This window comes from Ruegeria sp. YTSA105, from assembly GCF_059610225.1.
Genome location: NZ_JBXWNE010000019.1, coordinates 41,754 through 59,840 on the forward strand (window position 1 = coordinate 41,754; position 18,087 = coordinate 59,840).

The 18,087-nt window shown below is 58.0% G+C and carries 18 protein-coding genes; 7 read left to right on the top strand and 11 right to left on the bottom strand.

From position 1 onward, the window contains the following. Positions 1–99: 99 nt before the first annotated feature. The 4 genes from AC2FH2_RS18305 (at position 100) to AC2FH2_RS18320 (ending at position 4,984) form a co-directional block, all read left to right on the top strand. Positions 100–1,272, top strand: a complete 1,173-nt coding sequence (locus tag AC2FH2_RS18305; protein ID WP_496694574.1) for an MFS transporter — start codon at positions 100–102, stop codon at positions 1,270–1,272. Between the two features lie 23 nt (positions 1,273–1,295). Then, positions 1,296–2,330: a glycosyltransferase family 4 protein gene (locus AC2FH2_RS18310; RefSeq protein ID WP_142637552.1), complete on the top strand. Its 1,035-nt coding sequence runs from the start codon at positions 1,296–1,298 to the stop codon at positions 2,328–2,330. A gap of 111 nt (positions 2,331–2,441) precedes the next feature. Further along, positions 2,442–3,464 (top strand): aspartate-semialdehyde dehydrogenase, encoded by a 1,023-nt coding sequence (locus tag AC2FH2_RS18315; protein ID WP_496690511.1) that lies wholly within the window; start codon positions 2,442–2,444, stop codon positions 3,462–3,464. A 182-nt stretch (positions 3,465–3,646) separates the two neighbouring features. Continuing rightward, a complete protein-coding gene (locus AC2FH2_RS18320; RefSeq protein WP_496824731.1) occupies positions 3,647–4,984 on the top strand; it encodes a metal-dependent hydrolase family protein in 1,338 nt (445 codons plus the stop codon). 92 nt (positions 4,985–5,076) lie between these two features. On the opposite strand, the gene AC2FH2_RS18325 is transcribed toward AC2FH2_RS18320, so the two are convergent. Next, complete coding sequence (locus AC2FH2_RS18325; protein ID WP_496824733.1) at positions 5,077–5,613, bottom strand: SRPBCC family protein; 537 nt, start codon at positions 5,611–5,613, stop codon at positions 5,077–5,079. 104 nt (positions 5,614–5,717) lie between these two features. Next, on the bottom strand, positions 5,718–6,368 hold the full coding sequence (locus tag AC2FH2_RS18330) for a carbonic anhydrase (protein WP_142637545.1): 651 nt from the start codon (positions 6,366–6,368) through the stop codon (positions 5,718–5,720). A 144-nt stretch (positions 6,369–6,512) separates the two neighbouring features. Here AC2FH2_RS18330 and AC2FH2_RS18335 point away from each other — a divergent pair, with 144 nt between their 5' ends. From AC2FH2_RS18335 to AC2FH2_RS18345, 3 genes are all read left to right on the top strand, one after another. Continuing rightward, complete coding sequence (locus AC2FH2_RS18335; RefSeq protein WP_496690522.1) at positions 6,513–6,902, top strand: hypothetical protein; 390 nt, start codon at positions 6,513–6,515, stop codon at positions 6,900–6,902. Positions 6,903–6,965: 63 nt separating this feature from the next. After that, positions 6,966–8,348: a leucyl aminopeptidase family protein gene (locus AC2FH2_RS18340; RefSeq protein ID WP_496824735.1), complete on the top strand. Its 1,383-nt coding sequence runs from the start codon at positions 6,966–6,968 to the stop codon at positions 8,346–8,348. Continuing rightward, the gene (locus AC2FH2_RS18345; RefSeq protein ID WP_496824737.1) at positions 8,345–9,082 is read left to right on the top strand and encodes a C40 family peptidase; all 738 of its coding nucleotides are present in this window, start codon (positions 8,345–8,347) and stop codon (positions 9,080–9,082) included. The genes AC2FH2_RS18340 and AC2FH2_RS18345 overlap by 4 nt, the downstream gene beginning before the upstream one ends. On the opposite strand, the gene AC2FH2_RS18350 is transcribed toward AC2FH2_RS18345, so the two are convergent. The 9 genes from AC2FH2_RS18350 to AC2FH2_RS18390 form a co-directional block, all read right to left on the bottom strand. Next, the gene (locus AC2FH2_RS18350; RefSeq protein ID WP_271950694.1) at positions 9,079–9,429 is read right to left on the bottom strand and encodes a DUF2794 domain-containing protein; all 351 of its coding nucleotides are present in this window, start codon (positions 9,427–9,429) and stop codon (positions 9,079–9,081) included. The two genes, AC2FH2_RS18345 and AC2FH2_RS18350, sit on opposite strands and share 4 nt — an antisense overlap. A gap of 71 nt (positions 9,430–9,500) precedes the next feature. After that, on the bottom strand, positions 9,501–11,168 hold the full coding sequence (locus tag AC2FH2_RS18355) for an ABC transporter permease (RefSeq protein ID WP_271950692.1): 1,668 nt from the start codon (positions 11,166–11,168) through the stop codon (positions 9,501–9,503). Positions 11,169–11,287: 119 nt separating this feature from the next. After that, a complete protein-coding gene (locus AC2FH2_RS18360) occupies positions 11,288–12,508 on the bottom strand; it encodes a phenylacetate--CoA ligase family protein (RefSeq protein WP_496824739.1) in 1,221 nt (406 codons plus the stop codon). Positions 12,509–12,527: 19 nt separating this feature from the next. Then, the gene (locus AC2FH2_RS18365; protein WP_496824741.1) at positions 12,528–13,361 is read right to left on the bottom strand and encodes an ABC transporter ATP-binding protein; all 834 of its coding nucleotides are present in this window, start codon (positions 13,359–13,361) and stop codon (positions 12,528–12,530) included. A 108-nt stretch (positions 13,362–13,469) separates the two neighbouring features. Further along, on the bottom strand, positions 13,470–14,753 hold the full coding sequence (locus tag AC2FH2_RS18370; protein WP_142637531.1) for an ABC transporter substrate-binding protein: 1,284 nt from the start codon (positions 14,751–14,753) through the stop codon (positions 13,470–13,472). A 73-nt stretch (positions 14,754–14,826) separates the two neighbouring features. Next, positions 14,827–15,903, bottom strand: a complete 1,077-nt coding sequence (locus AC2FH2_RS18375; protein ID WP_496702962.1) for a branched-chain amino acid ABC transporter permease — start codon at positions 15,901–15,903, stop codon at positions 14,827–14,829. A gap of 3 nt (positions 15,904–15,906) precedes the next feature. Next, entirely contained in the window at positions 15,907–16,164 is a 258-nt protein-coding gene (locus AC2FH2_RS18380) for a hypothetical protein (RefSeq protein WP_496693118.1), read from the bottom strand. A gap of 2 nt (positions 16,165–16,166) precedes the next feature. After that, the gene (locus tag AC2FH2_RS18385) at positions 16,167–17,153 is read right to left on the bottom strand and encodes a branched-chain amino acid ABC transporter permease (protein ID WP_496824744.1); all 987 of its coding nucleotides are present in this window, start codon (positions 17,151–17,153) and stop codon (positions 16,167–16,169) included. 77 nt (positions 17,154–17,230) lie between these two features. Then, the gene (locus tag AC2FH2_RS18390) at positions 17,231–18,049 is read right to left on the bottom strand and encodes an ABC transporter ATP-binding protein (RefSeq protein WP_170564193.1); all 819 of its coding nucleotides are present in this window, start codon (positions 18,047–18,049) and stop codon (positions 17,231–17,233) included. Between the last annotated feature and the right edge of the window lie 38 nt (positions 18,050–18,087).

The following is an 18,087-nucleotide window of genomic DNA, read 5'->3' on the forward strand; positions in this document are numbered from 1 at the left end:
TTGCTCGATGTCCGCTGAAAACATCATAGCACACGCGCTTGTACATATCACGGGGACATGCCAAGCATTTGCTGGCGGGTTGGGCGAAAGAGGCGTCTCATGAAAACCGGACTGGTGGTTCTGTGTCTGGGCTATGTGCTCAGCCAATTTTTTCGTGCCTTTCTTGCCGTGCTCAGCGTCGATCTGGGGCGTGACATCGGGGCAAGGCCCGAAGATCTGGCCTTTGCTTCGGGGCTTTGGTTTCTGGTCTTTGCCGCCATGCAACTGCCAGTGGGTTGGGCGCTGGACCGGATCGGGCCGCGTTTGACGGCTGCGGTTTTGTTGCTGGCAGGCGGCGCGGGCGGCGCTACGTTGTTTGCAGTGGCCAGCACCCCGTTTCATATCGCAATCGCGATGGGGCTGATCGGAGTCGGGTGCTCGCCCGTTCTGATGGCATCCTATTACATCTTTGCCCGCGAATACCCGCCCGCCCGCTTTGCCACGCTAGCAGCCATCATGCTGGGCGTTGGGTCGGTCGGCAATCTTGTGGCCTCCTACCCCACAGCACTTGCGGTCGAACTGATGGGCTGGCGCGCCACAATGGCTACACTGGCCATCGTCTCGGCCATTATCGCAGCGGGCATCTGGATCAGCGTTCACGACCCCAAACCGGTTGAGACCGAGCATCGCGGGTCAGTGCTGGACCTGCTGAAAGAACCTGCCCTGTGGGCCATCCTGCCGCTGATGCTGGTGGCCTACGCCCCCGCGGCTGCGACACGAGGCCTGTGGGCAGGTCCATATCTGAACGACGTTTTCGCCCTCAGCACTACGCAGATCGGAACCGCGACGCTGGTCATGGGGGCGGCTATGATTGCCGGCACCTTTGCCTATGGGCCACTGGACCGGCTTTTGGGCACACGGAAATGGGTGATCTTTGGCGGCAATGCCTTGGGCGCGGCGGCGCTGGGGCTGTTGTGCCTGTGGATCGACATGGCAGTCTGGGTGTCAGTAAGTCTGATGGCGGTGATCGGTTTCATGGGCGCCAGCTTTCCGGTCATCATGGCCCATGGCCGCGCCTTCGTGCCGCCGCATCTGGTCGGGCGTGGCATGACCCTGTTGAATCTGTTCGGCATCGGCGGAGTGGGACTGGCGCAATTTGTCACCGGCCGCGTCCATGCCGCGACAGTGGACATCAGTCCAACCGCGCCCTACACAGCGATATTCGGCTTTTTTGCAGTCACGCTTGCCATTGGATGCGTGATTTACCTATTCAGCCGCGACAGCGTTGACTGACGCTGGAACCATCGGGAGAGCCCATGTCCGACCCTGTTGTCATCGCACCCAACCTCAAACGCAGGCTGTCCGGCGTGACCGCGACGATTGCGCGGCTGGTGCCTTTGCAGGTGCAATGGATCGACATCGCCGCCACCGGACCGGGCCTTCCAGCCGACCTGCCCCATATCCCGCTGGGCCGCCTGCCCTTTCTGTCGCGCAAGACCACGCGCGTCTGGCATGCGCGCCGCAATACCGAGATGCTGTTGGGCCTGTTCCTGCGCAATGTCTTTCGTCTGCGCCTGAAACTGCTATTCACCAGCGCCTCGCAGCGGTCGCATACGGGCTATACCAAATGGCTGATCGACCAGATGGACGCGGTGGTTGCCACCTCGCGCAAAACCGCCGGATATCTTGAGCGGGACGCGCAGGTCATCATGCATGGCATCAACCTGCAGAATTTCACCCCGCCCGCGGACAAAGCCGCCCTGCGGGGCAAACTTGGCCTGCCCAGTGGTCTGCTGCTTGGGTGCTATGGCCGTATCCGGCACCAGAAAGGCACCGATGCTTTCGTCGATGCGATGATCGACCTTTGTGGCCGTTTCGAAGACGTCCATGGCATCGTCATGGGCCGCGCGACCGAAAAACACACCGGCTTTCTGGCCGAGCTGAAAGACAAGGTCGCCAAGGCGGGCCTGTCTGACCGCATCCTATTCAAACCCGAGGTCACGGTGGATCAGATCGCCGAGTGGTACCAGGTGCTGGACTTGTTCATCGCGCCGCAACGCTGGGAAGGCTTTGGTCTGACCCCGCTCGAGGCGATGGCCTGCGGCGTGCCTGTGGTGGCAACCGATGTCGGTGCCTTTGCAGAGATCGTGACCGACCCCTCACTGGGCCAAGTGGTCGAACCGGGGAACATTCCCGCCTTGGCTGATGCCGCCGCTGAAATGCTGTCGAACTCCGAGTCGCTGGCGCTATCCGGCAGCGCCGCCCGCGTCCATGTGGAACAGAATTTCGACATCTACGGCGAGGCAAAGACCTTGGTGGCGCTCTATGAACGGCTTCTAACCGACGCCTGAGGCGATGCACCGCGTCAAATCGGTGTCATTGGGGGAAATATCCCGTGAAACCTCTTTTTTCTTTGCTGCAACGCGGCTATGAACGCGCGTCCTTAACTTTGGAGACATGAAATGGGCTATCGCGTCGTAGTCGTCGGCGCCACAGGTAATGTGGGCCGCGAAATGCTGAACATTCTGGCAGAACGCCAGTTCCCCATCGATGAACTTGCCGTGCTGGCAAGCCGTCGGTCGCTGGGAACCGAAGTAAGCTTTGGCGACAAGACACTCACGACCAAAGACCTGGACACGTTTGATTTCACCGGCTGGGACATGGCACTGTTTGCTGTGGGATCCGAGGCGACCAAGGTCTACGCCCCCAAGGCGGCGGCGGCTGGCTGCGTGGTGATCGACAACTCGTCCCTGTATCGCTATGACCCTGCAATTCCGCTGATCGTGCCGGAATGTAACCCTGAGGCGATCCACGACTATAAGAACAAGAACATCATCGCCAACCCCAACTGCTCGACCGCGCAGATGGTTGTCGCGCTGAAACCGCTGCATGACCGCGCCAAGATCAAGCGCGTCGTCGTGTCGACCTACCAGTCGGTTTCCGGCGCGGGCAAAGAAGGGATGGATGAGCTGTGGGATCAGACCAAAGCCATCTACAACCCCACCACCGAAGTTCCGCCGAACAAGTTCCAGAAGCAGATCGCCTTCAACGTCATTCCGCAGATCGACGTCTTCATGGAAGACGGCTCGACCAAGGAAGAGTGGAAGATGGTTGTCGAGACCAAAAAGATCGTCGACCCGTCGATCAAGGTCACAGCCACCTGCGTCCGCGTACCGGTATTCGTCGGCCACTCTGAGGCCGTGAATATCGAGTTCGAGGAATTCTTAGACGAAGACGAAGCCCGCGATATCTTGCGCGAAGCTCCGGGTATCATGGTGATCGACAAGCGTGAGGACGGTGGTTACGTCTCGCCGATCGAATGCGCGGGTGATTTCGCCACCTTCATCAGCCGCATCCGTCAAGATTCAACCATCGAGAACGGCCTGAACCTGTGGTGCGTCAGTGACAACCTGCGCAAGGGCGCAGCGCTGAACGCGGTACAAATCGCCGAATTGCTGGGCCGTGAGGTCCTGAAGAAGGGGTGAGCGATACGCACAACCCTTAGCATTGATTAAGTAAACCCCGCTGCATGGTCAGCGGGGTTTTTTATTTTATTGAACGTCGGCAAGGCGGACAAAACTGCCATTGGAGAAAAGCGAGGTAATGCTTGAAAAATCTTGCTTCCGCTGGGATGGTTTATCCGACAGAATTTTCTGAGGAATTTCGAATGCATTTTCCCAAACTTGCCGCAGTTTCGTCGATTGCTCTTGCAATAACCAGTTCGCAAGCGCTCTCCCAGGATGGGGGACCGATACTGTTCACAAACGTCAACGTGTTTGATGGTGTGAATGAGGAAATGATTGCAAATGCCAATGTCGTTGTAACCGACAATCTGATAACAGATGTGTCCTCAGAACCCCTCACCGTCGCCAATGGTATCGTCATCGACGGCGGCGGGCGCACGTTGATGCCGGGCCTGATCGACGTACACTGGCACACGCTTTACTGCTGCAATCCGCAGAGCGTGGTTGTGACCGGCGATATTCTTGAGGTCGCGGTGCGGGGTGCCATCGGGTCCGAAGGCACATTAATGCGCGGCTTCACTACGGTGCGCGACGTTGGCGGCAATTCATTTGCCATAAAACGGATGATTGACGCAGGCGAGATCGAAGGCCCTCGTATCTTGCCGTCCGGCCCGCCCGTGACACAAACCGGCGGCCACTTTGACTATCGCCCCTACCAAGCGGTTCCGACGAACGGCGCGGATTCGCAATGGTACTGGTACAGCGTTGGTTTGATGGCGCAGGCTGATGGTGTTCCGGAAGTGGTCAAACGCGCGCGTGAGATCATGCGCATGGGCGCGACCCAGCTTAAGATTTCCACCGGCGGCGGGGTGTCATCTACCTATGACCCTCTGGATGTACGCCAATACACCAAGGCCGAAATCGAGGCATTCGTAGAGGTGGCTGACACCTACAACACCTATGTTGCATCTCATGTCTTCACGGACGAGGCAGTGGAGATAGCCGTTGCCGCTGGCGTTAAGTCCATCGAGCATGGCTTCTTGATGAGCCGCGAAACGATGGAACTGATGCGCGACAACGACGTGTGGTTGTCAGTGCAGCCTCTTCTGGATGACGAGGATGGCTTTTCTTTCGACGACCCTGTTAGCCAGCAGAAATGGATCGACGTCACCAACGGTACAGATTTCACCTACAAAACGGCGAAAGAAGTTGGCGTGAAAGTCGCTTTCGGCACCGACATCCTGTTCGATCCCAAACTGGCCGAACGTCAAGGCGCGTTCCTTGCCAAGTTGCAGCGCTGGTACACGCCATACGAGGTGCTGAAAATGGCGACTTCAACCAATGCTGAACTGCTCAAACTCTCAGGCCCGCGCCACCCCTATCAACAAGGCGATTTGGGTGTAATCGCAAAGGGCGCTTATGCCGACTTAATCCTTGTGGACGGCAATCCGCTGCAAGATATCGACCTGATCGCAGACCCGCATGAGAATTTCGATCTGATCATGAAAGACGGCAAAGTCTACAAGAACACGCTGGACTGAGTTCCAGATGAAGTCCTTTGCTCAAAGCCAGCTTTGTAACGACTGCTCGGGGCTCAAAGCCGCCATCCGAATACACCTCGGGGTCCTCTAAATCACCCCTGCCCTTCGACCAGCGCTTTCAGATTATCCAACCCGCGCTGGTAATCTCCGCCAACCCATTTATCCATCATCAGCCCCATCCAGCGGGACATGGGATTCATACCCAATTCGGATTCAAATCCCCAGGTCACTCTGGTGCCGCTGCCCTCCGGCTGCAGTTCAAACATGGCAATAGCAGTGCCCATTGGACCAAAATCCAAGGCGGTTCTGACCATCTGGTTTTCAACGCTTTCGGTAATCTCTTGCGAACCGGTGCCGACCTGCCGGTGATCCGACGACCAGTTCAGCACATTCCCGACCCCAGAATCAGGCCCGCCATAGGTCAGCTTCGTCTCGGGATCACGAGATAACCATGGCGACCATTTCTCGGTCTCTTGCATGGAGTTGACATAAGGAAAGATGACCTCGGGCGAGGCATCAATCGTGATGCTACGCGAAACCTCTGCTTTGCCTGGCAATATAAAGGACACCCCTACCAGAACCAGAATCAAGACTAACAAAGTGACAAGAACACGTTTGATCAATCGCATGGAATGCTCCGAATCCCTAAAATGACATCCCAAACTTATCAAAAAAACAGCGCGGAATCAGTAGTCTGATCCGCGCTGCCTGAAATTGTCGAAAATCCGCCGGGTCAGACGACCACGAATTTCTTTTCGCCGGGATCATAACACTGAAGGCCACCTTCACCGATATCTGTCCACAAACCATGCAGGCTGAGCGAGCCGCTCTCTACCGCCGCGGAGATGAAGGGGAAGGTCATCAGGTTTTCGAGCGAAGCAACAACCGCCTGCCGTTCGAACTGGCGCGCTTGGTCGGTGCTGTCTTCAATATCGGCAACCAGATCATATTTTGGTTTGAGGATATCCATCCAGCGACCAACAAAGCTTTCTTTGGCTTCCAGCAGTGGTGCCTGGCCCTTGCACATGTCGATACAGCCCTGCACACCACCGCATTGGGAATGGCCCAGCACGATCAGATGCGCCACTTTCAGCGCGGTCACCGCGTATTCGATGGCAGCACTGGTGCCGTGATGATCACCGTCGGGCGCATAAGGCGGAACCAGGTTTGCAATATTGCGGTGAATAAAGAACTCACCCTGATCCGCCCCAAAAATCGAGGTGACATGAACCCGGCTGTCGCAACAGGAAATCACCATGGCCCGCGGACGCTGCCCTTCGGTGGCCAGACGGCGATACCAGACCTGGTTTTCCGAATATGTGGTGGCTTTCCAGCCATGATACCGATTGACCAGATAGTTTGGCAGAGGTTTGGCGAATTCCATTCTTGTGTCCCTGTTCATGTCTCGGTGGACTGCTGTAACCTGAATTCGAAGAAAATTCGAGCCATTATCCTGCCCCATGGCAAGGTTTTGCAAAGGAATTGCGCACCACATTCGGGCTATGCCGTGGGGGCGTATAGAATTGGGGTGAATGTGGTGGAAAAGATCGTCACGCTTGAACACAAAGAAACAGTGCGGCTGGATTCGGATCGTCTGAATGGGCTGTATCGACAACTGGGTGAGAAAAACGCGTTGGACGTGCTGTGTCGCACGGTCGAGGAATTGGCGGTGCGCCTGTCGAATTGCGAGCGGTTCTGGAGACAGCGTGACTGGGCCGGGCTGCGCAAATGTGCGCGATCCATTGTGGCCATTGCAGAACAGATCGGAATGATGGCGCTGGCCTGTGTGGCGAATGATGTGGCGCAGAATGTGGACGCGGGCGACTCGGTCGCCGCCGGGGCCACGCTGTCGCGGCTGATCAGGGTGGGTGAGAAATCGCTGACCGTGATCTGGGATCAGCAAGATCTTTCGGTCTGACAGGGCTTGCGGACGGTCCATGGACGGCTAGGTTGGGCATAAGCCACAACAGTCGAGATTTCCATGACCCTGTTTTTCGCTCCATCGTCGGACGCATCTGTCCCCCTTCACGTCATTGCCCAGCCGGATCTGGACGATTGGCTGGCGGGTCAGCCCGAAGCCGTGACGACCTGGGCCAAGATCAGTGGATTTACCGGTGCACTGGGTCAGGTCTTACTGATTCCCGGCGCTGACGGTGCGATACAGTCTGCTCTGGCGGGGTATGGCACAACCATAGGCCGGGCCCGCAAACGTTTTCCTTTGGCCGCCGCCGCCGAAGCCCTGCCCGAAGGCACATATCACATCGCATCGGGCATAGACCAAGCGGATCTCGAAACCGAATGCCTGGGGTGGTTGCTGACCGGTTATGCCTTTGACCGCTATGCCAGCCAATCCCCGGCCAGGGCCCGATTGGTTGCACCCGATGGTATCGACGCAGCCCGGCTTGAAATTCTGGCCGGGGCCGAGGCCTTGACCCGCGATCTGGTCAATACACCGGCCTCTGATATGGGGCCGGAACAGCTTCATAGCGCAGCCGAAGCCTTGGCACAGGAATTCGGCGCCTCTTTCGAGGTTGTTCTGGGCGACGCCCTGCTAGAGCAGAACTTCCCCATGATCCACACGGTTGGCCGCGCCGCCGCACAAGCGCCCCGTCTGATCGAGATGAACTGGGGCGTGACAGGCCCAAAGCTGACCCTTGTCGGCAAGGGCGTCTGCTTTGACACTGGAGGGCTAAACCTGAAACCCGGCGCCTCGATGGGGCTGATGAAGAAAGATATGGGCGGGGCCGCAAATGTATTGGGGCTGGCCCGGATGATCATGGCCCTAAAGCTGCCCGTGCAGCTGCGCGTGCTGATCCCGGCGGTAGAGAATTCCGTTGCGGGCAACGCCTTCCGGCCCGGCGACATCCTGACCTCGCGCAAGGGGCTGACCGTTGAGATCAACAATACCGATGCCGAAGGGCGCTTGGTTCTGGCCGATGCATTGGCGCTGGCGGATGAGGGCGAACCGGATTTGGTGATCTCGATGGCGACACTGACCGGGGCGGCACGTGTGGCGGTGGGCGCCGATCTTGCACCATTCTATACCGACAACGATGCCGCGGCTGATGCCTTGAACCGCGCCGCAGGCAGAGCAGCCGATCCGGTCTGGCGCATGCCATTCCATAACCCCTATGAGGGTCTGATTGAACCCGGCATTGCCGACCTGGATAACGCACCGGCGGGTGGTTTTGCAGGCTCGATTACTGCCGCCTTGTTCTTGCGCAGATTTGTTGGTGACAGTCCCTATATGCATTTCGACATCTTCTCGTGGCAACGCAGCAAAGAACCCGGACGCAGCAAGGGCGGATTCGGTCAGGGGCCCCGCGCCCTTCTGACGGCCCTGCCTGAGATTTTGGGCATATGACCCTGCACCGCATCATACAGCCGGTCATCGACCTGATGCGTGATCCCGACGGGCCCCGCGATCGCCAGCTGTTGTATGGGGATAGCGTTCGCACAGATGAAGAGCGTGACGGCTGGAGCCGGATCACCGCGAATAAGGATGGCTATGCGGGCTGGGTCCGGTCAGACTGTCTGGCTCCCGAATTGCCTGCCACCCATTGGATCACCGCGCCCTCAACCCATGCTTATGAGCAGCCCGCGATGAAATCCCGGGACCGAACCTCGTTAAGCTTTGGCAGCAAGGTTCAGGCCCTGTCCGAACAGAATGGATTTCTTGAGACGGAACTAGGCTTTATCCCGGCCATACACGCCAAACAGATCAACGTAACCCTGACCGATCCGGTCGCCGTGGCCGAGCTGTTTCTGGGAACGCCCTATCTTTGGGGCGGCAACAGCCGGTTCGGACTTGATTGTTCAGGTCTGGTTCAGGCCGGAATGCTGGCTTGTGGGCTGCCCTGCCCCGGTGATAGTGGCGACCAGGAGCGTGATCTGGGTCAGGCGCTGACCCCTGGCACACCCGCTCAGCGCGGTGATCTGTTGTTCTGGAAAGGGCATGTGGCCTGGGTCTACGGCGACAATATGCTGCTGCACGCAAATGCGTTCCACATGGACGTGACCTTTGAGCCGATGGATGTTGCAATCACGCGCATTCTGGAACAGGGCGATGGGCCCGTGACCGCCCATAAAAGGCTCTAATCCAAGTCGACCGACCGTATCAGCTTGCGTTCCAATACCCGCAGAACCGTGCGCAGATCATGACCGCGTTTCAGGATGCGACCATCCATACCGACCACCGAATACATCCCTTGTCGTGCCCGCAGACGCGGATCCTTTTCAACCCGATAGATCGGATGTTCTGCTGTGCGCCTGAAAATGGAAAACACCGCCATATCACACAGGTTCGAAATCCCGTAGTCGCGCCATTCTCCGGCGGCGACCATCCGGCCATAGACAGAAAGGATTTGGGACATCTCGTGCCGATCGAACGCGACGGGCATCTGGGTCGAGTTTGCAGAATACCGGCTGGGAGGCTGCATGTTCATGGTTCAAGCCTTGCCGGAAAACGCGTTCGAATCAAGCCCATCCGCAAATAGGTGTGGTTTTTTGGTCAAGTCTAACGCTGTCGCCCGACTTGCCGACAGATCAGGATCACCGGCAGCAACCCCACTGCCAATATGACCAGCGAGGGCACAGCAGCGCCCTCTAACCGCTCGTCTGATGCCAGCCTATAGGCCTGCACCGCCAGCGTATCGAAATTGAAAGGCCGCATGATCAGGGTCGCAGGAAGCTCTTTCATCACGTCCACAAAGACGATCAACAGCGCTGTCAGCAGAGATGGCGTCAGAATCGGCAAATGCACCCGGCGCAACGTCCCCAGCGGTGTCTGCCCCAAAGACCGCGAGGCCGCATCCATATTGGCATGCACCGTGCTCTGCCCTCCCTCATATGCGCTGAGCGCGGCGGCCAGAAACCGCACCATATAAGCGGCTACCAACAGCCAGATCGAACCGGTAACAAGCAACCCGGTCGACAGGTCGAAATTCTGCCGCATCCATGCATCCAGTGCGTTATCGAAACTGGCAAAAGGCACCATCAGCCCGACGGCGATCACACCGCCTGGAACCGCATAGCCCAGCCGCGCCATGTACCCGGCACCAGAGGACACCCTCCCCGGCCGCAATCGCTGAAAGAACCCAACGCTGATGGCCGCAAAAACCGTGACAACCGCCGCCACACCGGCCAGCGTCAGCGAATTCTGAATGAACCCGAGATAGCGCCGTGACAGAAGGTTCTGTTCGGACTCCATCCCCATCTGAACCAGAATGAACACCGGCAACAGAAATCCGAACAGCACCGGTATGGCACACAGGGCAAAAGCCGCGCCCGCTTGCCAGCCCTTCAGCCGGGCGGATGGCAGCGAGGCGTGGCTTTTGCCTGCCTGATAGTATTTGGCCTTCCCGCGCTGCATCCGTTCTGCCACGGCCATGACCAGCGCAAAGCCCAGAAGGCAGAGCGCCAGCTGCGCCGCACCCACCCGATCACCGATCGAAAACCAACTGGTATAGATGCCCGTGGCAAATGTCTGCACCCCGAAATAGGCCACGGTGCCGAAATCGGCGATGGTTTCCATGATGGCAAGCAGCACGCCACCCGCAATCGCGGGACGCGCCATTGGCAGCGACACGTGCCAAAAGGCCAGCCACGGACTTTTGCCCAACGCGCGCGCTGCCAGAAAGGCCGTTGCGCTCTGCTGCAGAAAGGCGGCGCGGGCCAGAAGATAGACATAAGGATACAAGACCAAGATCAACATCACCGCCGCACCCTCGGTCGACCGAATCTCGGGGAACCAATAGTCGCGCGGGCCCCAGCCCGTTACCTGACGCAGGGTGGTCTGGACAATGCCCGGGTGATCAAGAATGAATGTATAGGCATAGGCCAGCACATAGGCCGGAAAGGCCAGCGGCAGCACCAACGCAATTTCCAGAATGCGCACGCCAGGGAACCGCGTCATCGTCACGAGCCAAGCTGCGCCCACGCCGATGGAAAACGTGCCCGTGGCCACCAGCACGACCAGTATCAGCGTCGTCATAGCATAGCCGGGCAGAACAGTTTCCAGGAGATGCGAAACCGTATCCGTGCCGCCCGTCGTAGCGGCCAGAACAACCGCAAGCATCGGCAACAGACAGGCTGCCGCCACAAGGCAGGCCACTACGCCGACGAGGCGTGTACCTACAGCGCCGCGGTTGCGCCGTCCGTGCTCAGAGATTTCGATATCGGCCATGATCCCGGCTTTAACTGGCTAAGGCGCAGAGTCCGTCTTTAATCGACCAAAACGCTCGGAAACACCAGTGGGCAGCGAAACAAATCTGCGACACATACTGCCGCAGAGTTGCACAGCCTTCATTCGTAGACGCGCTGATCCTCGATCACCAAACCATCTTTCGGCAGCGATCCCGGCGCCACGACTTCGATCGCGCCTTTCAGCTTCAGCACCTCGACGACGGATTTCGCATAAACCAAGTCATTTCCGCCGGCGCTTTCGATCTGAACCGTCATCGTGTCCATCTCACCCTGGCGGGCGGCAATGACGCGCGCCTTGACGATTTCATCATGCTTGTCGACCAGCGCCGCGACCTGTTCAGGGCGCACGAACATACCCTTGATCTTGGTTGTCTGATCCGCGCGTCCCATCCAGCCCTTGATGCGCATGTTGGTACGACCGCAAGGTGACTGACCAGGTTGAACCGCCGACAGATCACCGGTGGCAAACCGGATCAGCGGATAATCGGGGTTCAGTGAGGTCACGACAACCTCACCCACTTCACCCGGCGCGACCGGGTTTCCGGTTCCGGGGGTGACGATCTCGACGATGACATGCTCATCAATGATCATCCCGTCCATCGCCGGGCTTTCATAAGCGATGCTGCCCAGATCGGCGGTGGCATAGCATTGCAGACAGGCGATACCGCGATTGGCGTATTCCTGACGCAAAGACGGGAACAAAGCACCGCCACCAACAACGGCAGTCACGAAATCCAGTGCCACGCCCATCTCATCGGCCTTGTCCAAAATGACCTTGAGGTAATCCGGTGTGCCCGCATAAGCGGTGCAGCCGACATCGCGCGCGGCTGTTACCTGCAGTTCGGTTTGGCCGGTGCCGGCAGGCAGCACCGCAGCACCCACCGCCCGCGCGCCGCTTTCGAAGATCATGCCCGCCGGGGTCAGGTGATAGCCAAAGCAATTCTGAACGATGTCTCCGGGCCCGACACCTGCTGCGTGCAGGAACCGCCCCATCCGCCACCAGTCGTGATCGGTGCTGCCGGGCTCATAGATCGGGCCGGGCGACTGGAAAACATGATGGAAATGCCGGGCCGGTTTGACGGTAAACCCGCCAAAGGGCGGGCGCGACGCCTGCGCCTTAGCCATATCGGACTTGCGCAGAACTGGCAGCTTCACAAGGTCGTCCAGCGACTTTACAGCTGCCGTATCAACATCCGCCATATGCGCTGCAAACCCCGGAGCCGAGTTCGCGCGCCTGATCTGTACCTGCAACGCCTCAGCCTGTTCAGAAGCGCGCTGGTCGGCCGAGCGGGTGTCTAGCGCATCGTAGAATTTCGTCATCGCCAAATCCTCCATCCGCCTACAGCCACCTCTTGCGGCGGCGGTATGAGCGCACATCGCGGAAGCTTTTGCGGCCGTCATCCGACATGCCCAGATAGAATTCCTTAACATCGGGGTTTTCGCGCAGCTCGGCAGCTGGACCATCCATCACCACGCGGCCGGATTCAAGAATATAGCCGTAATGTGCGAACCTGAGCGCCACATTGGTGTTCTGCTCGGCCAGCAGAAACGAGACACCCTCTTTTTCGTTCAGATCTTGGACGATGCTGAAAATCTCTTCGACAAGCTGCGGGGCCAGTCCCATGGACGGCTCATCCAGCAGGATCGTCTCGGGCCGCGACATCAGCGCCCGACCCATCGCAACCATCTGTTGCTCTCCGCCCGACGTGTAACCCGCCTGGCTGCGGCGGCGTTCCTTCAGACGTGGGAAATAGGTGTAAACAAGGTCCAGATCCTGTTGGATCGCGGCCTTACCATCTTTGCGGGTATAGGCGCCGGTCAGCAGGTTTTCCTCGACCGTCAAATGTTCGAAACAATGGCGACCCTCCATCACCTGGATGACGCCTTTTTGCACCAGATCGGCAGGCTCACTTTCATGCACGCTGGTCCCGCGATACTTGATTGATCCCTTGGTGACTTCGCCCCGTTCCGAATGCAGCAGGTTCGACACAGCCTTGAGTGTGGTGGTCTTGCCTGCCCCGTTGCCGCCCAGCAGGGCCGTAATGCCCCCTTTGGGCACCGTTAGGCTGACGCCTTTCAGCACAAGGATCACATGATTGTAGATCACCTCGATATTGTTGACCTCAAGCAGGGTTTCCGCCTGCACGTCAGTGGTTTGTGCCGCATCCAGCATCAGCGCGTGTCCTCATGCCTGTCCCGAGAGGGACCGTTGGGATAGAGCGGCGGCTACCCGCCGCTCTGGTCAGTTTCGCGGCCCCGGATCAAGACCGGGGCCAGCCACTTATTCACACCCAGGTGTGATGTTGTTTTCCGCTGCATAGGCTGCAGAATCTTCTTCGATCAACGTGTTGATCACATCTGCATCGGTCGGCTGGAAGTCCTGAACCGGGTTCCAGGTTCCGGCCGCAGCATCCCACTGCACAACGCCGACAAGGCCGGGTCCGCCGTGATTTTCGCACGAGACCGAGAATTCAGGCCCGAAACCGGTCATGCCCAGCGCTTCCATCTTGGCGTTGGTCATTTCCAGCGCCTCCATACCATCGCGCATCATGGATGCATCGATATCAGCGGTATTGTGGATTCCCTGTGCAGTCTTCACAGCTTCAGCGGCCAGCATGGCGGCATAGAGACCGCGGTTATACTGAACCGAGCCAAGCTGATCGCCCGCACCCGCCGCTTTGCCTGCATCCACCACGTATTTCTGCAGATCTTCATAGACCGGATAGTCCATGCCCAGCCCGGTAAAGGTCAGTGCCTTATAGCCGTTTGCCTTGTCGCCCGCGGGCTGCACGTCAAATTCAGCGCCAGACCACCAGACACCGATGAAGTTTTCCATCGGGAAGCGGATGTTCGCAGCTTCCTGCACCGCGACCTGGTTCATCACGCCCCAGCCCCACATGATTACATAATCAGGCTTTTCGCGGCGAATTTGCAGCCACTGCGATTTCTGTTCCTGACCGGGGTGGTCAACAGGCAGCAGCGTCAGGTCGTACCCGTGCTTTTCAGCCAGGGTCTCCAGCGTGCGGATCGGTTCCTTGCCATAGGCCGAGTTGTGATAGACCAGTGCGATTTTCTTACCGTTCAGGTCACCATCGTTTTCGCTCAGCAGATAGTTGATCGCGCCCGACGCTCCGTTCCAGTAGTTGGCCGGATAGTTGAACACGTGGCTGAATACCTTGCCGTTCGCAGCAGAGGTCCGGCCATAGCCCATCGTGTGCAGCGGAATGCCATCTGCGGTCACTTTTGGGATCAGCTGGTATGTAATGCCGGTCGACAATGGCTGATATACCAAGGCGCCTTCGCCCTTTGTGGATTCATAGCATTCCACGCCTTTTTCGGTGTTATAGCCGGTTTCGCATTCGATCACATTGGCTGAAACACCTCCGATGCCGCCATCACGCTCGTTGAGCAGTGTGAAATAATCGGCATAGCCGTCAGCAAACGGGATACCGCCTGCCGCATATGGTCCCGTCCGATAGCTGAGCGACGGGAACACAAGGTCGGCCATGGCCGGACCTGCGGCCATCATGGCGCCCAGCGCCAGGGTTGCCAGTTTCGTCTTCATCGGGTGTCTCCTCCCTTGATTGGTCCGATGTTGAATTCGGGCTTTGCACCCGTCTTGTCTTTGGGCCTGCCCGTCAGTGCGGAAACGGCCAGAGTCTGAGTTTCTCTTTCGCCACACGCCAAAGCTGCGCCAGCCCATGCGGTTCCAGAATCAAGAACATGATGATGAGTGCGCCGACGATCACCAGATTGAGATGCGCAACGATATCAGTGGGCCAGCCCAGTAGATCGACACCGACCACCTTCAAAACAACCGGCAGCAATACCAAGAAAGCTGCCCCGGCGAAGGAGCCGAAGATAGACCCTAATCCGCCGATAATGACCATGAATAGGACCAGGAACGATTTCTGGATGCCAAAGACTTCGCCAACCTCAACCGCGCCCAGATAGACCGCAAAGAATAGCGCCCCCGCGATACCCACAAAAAATGAGCTGACAGCAAAGGCGGTCAGTTTTGCCTTGAGCGGGTTTACCCCGATGATCTCGGCCGCGATATCCATGTCGCGGATCGCCATCCATGTCCTGCCGGTCGTTCCCCGAGTCAGGTTCCGTGCAATGATGGCGCAGAAGGTCAGGAAGATCAGGCAGAACAGATAGGTTGCCCAGGCCGGAGCATTCGGGCCTGTGATGATGATGCCGAACACATCCCGCTCGGGCGCGTTGATCTGCCCAGAAGCCGAGTAGTTGTAGAACCACGGCACACGGTTGAACAGCCACACCAGAAAAAACTGCGCCGCAAGCGTGGCCACGGCCAAATAGAACCCCTTAATCCGAAGCGAAGGCAATCCGAACAGAACACCAACAATGGCGGTGATCCCGCCCGCAAGGATGACATGGATGAACATGCTGGTTTCGGGAAAGGCCGTCATCAGCTTGTAGCAGGCGTAGGCCCCCACAGCCATGAACCCACCGGTACCCAGCGACACCTGCCCGCAATAGCCAACCAATACATTCAAACCGATGGCGGCGATCGCATAGATCAGAAACGGAAGCAGCAGCGCGTTCGCCCAGTAGTCATTGATGATGAATGGAATGATCCCAAATGCCACTGCCAGCACCACATAGTACCGATACCGGTCAAATTTGATCGGAAAGGTCTGGCTGTCTTCCACGTAAGAGGTTTTGAAATCTCCGGCCTCGCGATAAAACATGTCTTACTTTCCCCATTCTTCCTGCGCCCGGTCTCGGGCGACAGTGTTCAGTTGGCTGGAGCCTTTGGCATATCCGCTCGCCTCTGAGGCGCGCACAAGTTTCATGTAGGCCATGACGCCGGTGACCAGCCCGGCAAAAGCCAGGATCGCGGCGATCGTCAGTTGGCTGTCGGTCAGATCGTCCGAGGTCAGGGCGATATACCCAAACGCCCAGAACCCGGCCCATGCGATCACGTTGAGAATGGCGATGAGCTTGGTCATGACTACACCCTTTCGATGATCTTCTCGCCGAACAGGCCCTGCGGCCGGAACACAAGGAAGATCAGCGCAAGCACGTAGGCAAACCAGTTCTCGGTCGCACCGCCAACCATCGGGCCAATGGCGAACTCGAACAGTTTCTCACCCACACCGATGATCAACCCTCCGACGATGGCTCCTGGGATCGAGGTAAATCCGCCCAGCATCAGCACCGGCAACGCTTTGAGCGCGATCAGCGACAGTGAGAACTGCACGCCAGACTTGGTGCCCCACATGATGCCCGCGACCAGCGCTACAAACCCGGCCACAGACCAGACCATGATCCAGATGAAGTTCAACGAAATCCCCACCGACAGCGCCGCCTGATGGTCATCCGCCACAGCGCGCATCGCCCGGCCCTGCTTGGTATATTGGCTGAACACAACCAGCGCCGCCACCAGCAGCGCCGCAATTACCGTTGCCACAATGTCCAGATTGTCGATGAAGAACCCATAGCCGAAGACGTTAAAGGTCGCTTCATCGAGCCAGAGGTTGATGCCCTGCGGCAGGCCTACATCCAGTGTCTTGATCTCGGACCCCCACATCAAGTCGGCCACGCCCTCAAGGAAATAGGCCAGCCCGATGGTGGCCATGAACAGGATGATCGGCTCTTGGCCAACCAGGTGACGCATCACGAACCGCTGCACGGCCCAAGCCAACAGAACCATCACCGCCATAGTCAGAATAATCGCCAGCAGCGCAGGGACATTCCAGCCAAAGTAATGGATATGCGTCCCGAAAGTCGCATTGATCAGATGTGCAAACGGCACCTGCCCGTTCATGATCCCGACCAGAGTCATCGCGGCAAACAGGGCCATAACCCCTTGCGCATAATTGAAAATCCCTGACGCCTTGTAGATCAGCACAAAGCCCAGCGCGACCAGCGCATAGAGCACCCCGGCCATAAGACCGTTGAGGATGACTTCCATCGCAAATACGAGTTGTTCAGGCATCCTATGTCCTCCGAACAGATTTCATCTGGCGCGTCATCCCGGAAAATTCGTCGAATTTTCTCAGCCCGTTCCGTAGATCAGTCATGGCTCACCCCCAGATAGGCGTCGATGACTTCCTGATTGCTGCGCACCTCATCCGGGGTGCCGTCGCCGATCTTCTTGCCGTAATCCATCACGACCACCCGGTCGCTCAGGTCCATCACAACACCCATGTCATGCTCGATCAGGGCGATGGTCGTACCGAACTCGTCATTCACGTCGAGGATAAAGCGGCTCATGTCCTCTTTCTCTTCAACGTTCATGCCCGCCATAGGTTCGTCCAGCAGCAATAGCTTGGGCTCCGCCGCCAGCGCACGGGCCAGTTCGACCCTCTTTTTCAGGCCGTATGGCAGACGGGATACCGGAGTTTTGCGGATGTGCTGAATCTCAAGAAAATCGATGATCTTCTCGACCGCCTCGCGATTTTCAACCTCTTCCGCCTCAGCCTTGCCCTTCCACAGGGCCTGCTGAAAGATGTTGGTCTTCATATAGTTCAACCGCCCGGTCATGACGTTGTCCAAAACGCTCATACCTTCGAAAAGAGCGATGTTTTGGAACGTCCGGGCAATACCCTGCCGCGCAACTTCGTAGGGGCGCATCTGCGGGCGCTTTGATCCATGGAACCAAACCTCACCCTCCTGCGGGATATAAAACCCGGAAATCACGTTCAGCATTGAGGATTTACCAGCCCCGTTCGGGCCGATGATGGCGCGGATCTCGCCTTCACGAATGTCGAATGAGATATCCTTGATCGCCACCACACCGCCAAAACGCAGGGTGATGTTCTTCATCTCCATCACCACGCCGCCGATCTTGCGGCCGTCTTCGGTGACATATCCTTCGGAGTTATCCAGCATCAGTCACTCCCAGACTTGCGGAAATACGGGACGGCGGG

Coding starts and splice junctions, on each gene's coding strand:
- AC2FH2_RS18310 (WP_142637552.1), top strand. CDS start 1,296: ATGTCCGACCCTGTTGTCATCGCACCCAACCTCAAACGCAGGCTGTCC.
- AC2FH2_RS18390 (WP_170564193.1), bottom strand. CDS start 18,049: ATGCTGGATAACTCCGAAGGATATGTCACCGAAGACGGCCGCAAGATC.
- AC2FH2_RS18315 (WP_496690511.1), top strand. CDS start 2,442: ATGGGCTATCGCGTCGTAGTCGTCGGCGCCACAGGTAATGTGGGCCGC.
- AC2FH2_RS18330 (WP_142637545.1), bottom strand. CDS start 6,368: ATGGAATTCGCCAAACCTCTGCCAAACTATCTGGTCAATCGGTATCAT.
- AC2FH2_RS18345 (WP_496824737.1), top strand. CDS start 8,345: ATGACCCTGCACCGCATCATACAGCCGGTCATCGACCTGATGCGTGAT.
- AC2FH2_RS18355 (WP_271950692.1), bottom strand. CDS start 11,168: ATGGCCGATATCGAAATCTCTGAGCACGGACGGCGCAACCGCGGCGCT.
- AC2FH2_RS18325 (WP_496824733.1), bottom strand. CDS start 5,613: ATGCGATTGATCAAACGTGTTCTTGTCACTTTGTTAGTCTTGATTCTG.
- AC2FH2_RS18375 (WP_496702962.1), bottom strand. CDS start 15,903: ATGTTTTATCGCGAGGCCGGAGATTTCAAAACCTCTTACGTGGAAGAC.
- AC2FH2_RS18365 (WP_496824741.1), bottom strand. CDS start 13,361: ATGCTGGATGCGGCACAAACCACTGACGTGCAGGCGGAAACCCTGCTT.
- AC2FH2_RS18380 (WP_496693118.1), bottom strand. CDS start 16,164: ATGACCAAGCTCATCGCCATTCTCAACGTGATCGCATGGGCCGGGTTC.
- AC2FH2_RS18370 (WP_142637531.1), bottom strand. CDS start 14,753: ATGAAGACGAAACTGGCAACCCTGGCGCTGGGCGCCATGATGGCCGCA.
- AC2FH2_RS18385 (WP_496824744.1), bottom strand. CDS start 17,153: ATGCCTGAACAACTCGTATTTGCGATGGAAGTCATCCTCAACGGTCTT.
- AC2FH2_RS18360 (WP_496824739.1), bottom strand. CDS start 12,508: ATGACGAAATTCTACGATGCGCTAGACACCCGCTCGGCCGACCAGCGC.
- AC2FH2_RS18305 (WP_496694574.1), top strand. CDS start 100: ATGAAAACCGGACTGGTGGTTCTGTGTCTGGGCTATGTGCTCAGCCAA.
- AC2FH2_RS18350 (WP_271950694.1), bottom strand. CDS start 9,429: ATGAACATGCAGCCTCCCAGCCGGTATTCTGCAAACTCGACCCAGATG.
- AC2FH2_RS18320 (WP_496824731.1), top strand. CDS start 3,647: ATGCATTTTCCCAAACTTGCCGCAGTTTCGTCGATTGCTCTTGCAATA.
- AC2FH2_RS18340 (WP_496824735.1), top strand. CDS start 6,966: ATGACCCTGTTTTTCGCTCCATCGTCGGACGCATCTGTCCCCCTTCAC.